Below are 3,293 nucleotides of genomic sequence, written 5' to 3'. Positions count from 1 at the left end.
TATGCCCATCCTACATTCTCGGAAGCAATACTTGAAGCATGTGCAGACTGTCTTGGGAAGGCGCTTCATCTGCCTAAAAAGAAATAAAATAATGAATTCCCCATTCATATAGATAATAGACAAGGAACTACTTCAAAATAAAAATAAATAATTTTGTATGTGTTCCTTGTTTTTTTAAAAAATATACTGTAGATACAACTAAAAATATTATAATAAAATTCATGGAATTAAAGAAATTGCAAAATAAACTGCTGTATAAAAGTATAGAATATAATGAAATATTACTCATAAAATTTTTTATTTTAAATTTTTTTATGTTATAATTTTTTTAGGTTTCTAAGATCGGTAATATATGTGGATTGATATATAGAATTAAACAAAAACGGTTAAATGTAAGCAGAATCAGAAAAATACAGGTGTACTGTTTGTTTTTATATATAAATTTAGATAATGGAAAAGAGGTCTGGCATGAAGTATATAATTAATGAAAATAAGAATCCGAAATACAACCTTGCACTTGAAGAATATGTATTCAAGAATCTTGAAGGTGAGTATTTTTTCTTATGGCAGAATGAGCCTACTATAGTAATAGGAAAACATCAGAATACTATATCCGAAATCAATCTTGATTATGTGGAGCAGAAAGGAATTCATGTAGTAAGGCGTATGTCAGGCGGAGGAGCAGTTTATCATGATCTGGGAAATATAAACTTTTCATTTATTCAGGATAAAAAGGATCTTTCTGATTTTGATTTTAGTTTTTTTACAAGACCTATTGTTGACCTTCTTGGAGAACTGGGAATAAAAGCAGAGTTTAACAGCAGAAATGATCTGGCAATAGACGGTAAAAAATTCTCTGGAAATGCACAGTATATTCACAAGAAAAAAATTCTGCATCACGGCACTCTTTTATTTAACAGCGAGATGGAAGAATTGGTAAACAGCCTTAAAGTATCAAAAGATAAAATAGAATCAAAAGGTTTGAAGTCGATAAAAAGCAGGGTTGCCAATATTAAGGACTATATCAGCGGAGAAAGTAAGATAAAGGAAGTTTCGGATTTTAAGAATGCGTTGTTTGATCATATGAAAAACAGGATGGATGAATTCGAAGAATATGTACTTACTGAAAAAGACAAAAATGAAATAGAGAAACTGAAAAAAGAAAAATATGACAAATGGGAATGGACGTATGCAGAGTCTCCGGAGTCGGATATCCACAGACAAAGAAAATATGATGCAGGGAAAGTAGAAAGTTATATAAAATTAAAAGACGGACTTATAGAAAATATAAAATTATATGGTGATTTCTTTTCAAGCAGGGAAATAGAGGATTTGGAAAAAGGTCTAAAAGGAAAAAAATATATGAAGGGTGAAATAAAAAAATACTTAGAAACAGTAAATATAGGTGAATATTTTTCAGGATTTTCAAGTGAGGAAATTCTGGATGTAATTATTTAAAATAAGCAGTAAATCATGAGGAGAAAACGGGGATTTTATTATAAACAGAAATTTCCGTTTTATCTTCTGAAAAGAATACATACAGCTGCATAGAAAAACAGCATGTTCTGACACATATCGGAAGAATTTCGTTTTTTAACAGTAAATATAAATCAATAAGCGGAAAAGTTTTTATCGTTTGACAAATGATAAAATAAAATATATAATGATTACATATGTAATGTGGAAGAACAGTAAGTAGACGCATATAAATCAAAAAAATATAAGCTTTGTAGCTAATTGGAGGTAGAGTGTGAAAAAAATAACAGACGAATTAGCAATGATATATAAAACATGTAAACTATATTATGAAGAGGGCTATACACAGAATGAGATAGCAGAAATTCTTGGAATATCAAGACCAACAGTAGCAAGACTTCTAAAAGGCGGTAAAGAACAGGGGATAGTAAAATTAGAGCTTGTAAATCCTTTTAATAATGACTATTTTGAACTTGCCGAAAAGCTGGAAAAGAGATATGAACTAAGAGAAGTAATAATAGTCCCTGATGAAAATGACGAATATGTTCAGAAAAAAGAAGTAGCAAAGGCTGCAGCTGAATATTTTGACAGAGTTCTTGAAAAAGATAATATAATAGGATTTTCAATGGGAACAACGATAAAACTGGTAGTAGATTATGTCACTAAAAGACAGAATCTGAATCTTACGTTTCTTCCGCTTATTGGCGGAACAGGACAGATACAACAGGAGATACATCCAAACGATATTGTCCTTGATTTTGTGAAAAAATACGGCGGTGAATTCAAGCTTCTTCATGCGCCGGCAGTGGTTTCCAATAAAGAGATAAAGAATGAGTTTTTGAAAGAAAAGAATATTTCGGATATTATTTCATACGGTAAAGAATGTGATATTGCCATGGTGGGAATAGGAACGCCGCTGAGTCAGGAATCTACAATGATGAAAACCGGTTATTTTAACAAAACAGAACTTGAAGAATTCAAGCAGAATAATGTAGTAGGCGATATATGCCTTCAGTTTTATAATAAAAGCGGAGAAAACTACAATTTTGAATTCAATGAAAGAGTAATAGGAATAGAGCTTGATGATCTGAAAAAAATAAGAACGGTAATCGGAGCCGCAGCGGGAGTGGAAAAGACAGATGCTGTAATAGGAGCATTAAACGGGAAATTTCTGGATGTCTTAGTGACTAATTACAGTATTGCCAAAGAGATAGAAAATTATATAGAAAAAGGTGAATAGACTATGAATTATGTTTATATAATAGTACTGGTGGTAATAGCAATGGCACTTCAGAGATACTTTATATACCTTCAGTCAAAAAATTATACTCAGATACTTCTGGACATGAAAAAGAGAGGGAATGTAGGAGTAGGCGTGGCAAAAGGAGCTTTTTCCGGACGTGTTGTTATACTGTGTTCTGATCTGGACGAGATAGTAATAGAAGGGAAAACATTAAAAGGTTTCAGTACTTTCAGCAGATTTAAGGATATGCCGGAAGTTTCGGGAGTAAAGCTGGATGACCTTTACAACAAAGAATATACAGATAAAAAATATAGAAAAAGTATAAAAACAGCAGTAGAACAGATAAGAAACCTGAAAAATAAAGAAGAAAGCAAAGAAGAAAATGAGGAAGAAAACTAAAAAAAGAAAAAAGGAGATATCGAAATGGAAAAAAATGTAAAACAATTATCAGTGGATGCAATAAGAATGCTCGGAGTAGATGCGATCGAAAAATCAAAGTCAGGACACCCGGGTATAGTGTTAGGTGCGGCACCTATGGCTTACACACTTTGGAGCGAACATCTTAATGTAAACC

The 3,293-nt window shown here is 31.9% G+C and carries 3 protein-coding genes and 1 pseudogene; all 4 read left to right on the top strand.

Going from position 1 to position 3,293, the window contains the following annotated elements:
* The first annotated feature begins 468 nt into the window (after window positions 1–468).
* Entirely contained in the window at window positions 469–1,458 is a 990-nt protein-coding gene (locus NK213_RS19360; RefSeq protein WP_253352382.1) for a lipoate--protein ligase, read from the top strand.
* A gap of 292 nt (window positions 1,459–1,750) precedes the next feature.
* Entirely contained in the window at window positions 1,751–2,716 is a 966-nt protein-coding gene (locus NK213_RS19355; RefSeq protein WP_253352380.1) for a sugar-binding domain-containing protein, read from the top strand.
* A gap of 3 nt (window positions 2,717–2,719) precedes the next feature.
* Complete coding sequence (locus NK213_RS19350) at window positions 2,720–3,118, top strand: transcriptional regulator GutM (protein WP_253352378.1); 399 nt, start codon at window positions 2,720–2,722, stop codon at window positions 3,116–3,118.
* A 24-nt stretch (window positions 3,119–3,142) separates the two neighbouring features.
* Window positions 3,143–3,293 (top strand): annotated as a pseudogene (locus tag NK213_RS19345) (hypothetical protein); the annotation flags it as partial.

The organism is Sebaldella sp. S0638 (assembly GCF_024158605.1).
Classification (GTDB): Bacteria; Fusobacteriota; Fusobacteriia; order Fusobacteriales; family Leptotrichiaceae; genus Sebaldella.
This window is presented reverse-complemented; position numbering and strand designations above follow the sequence as displayed.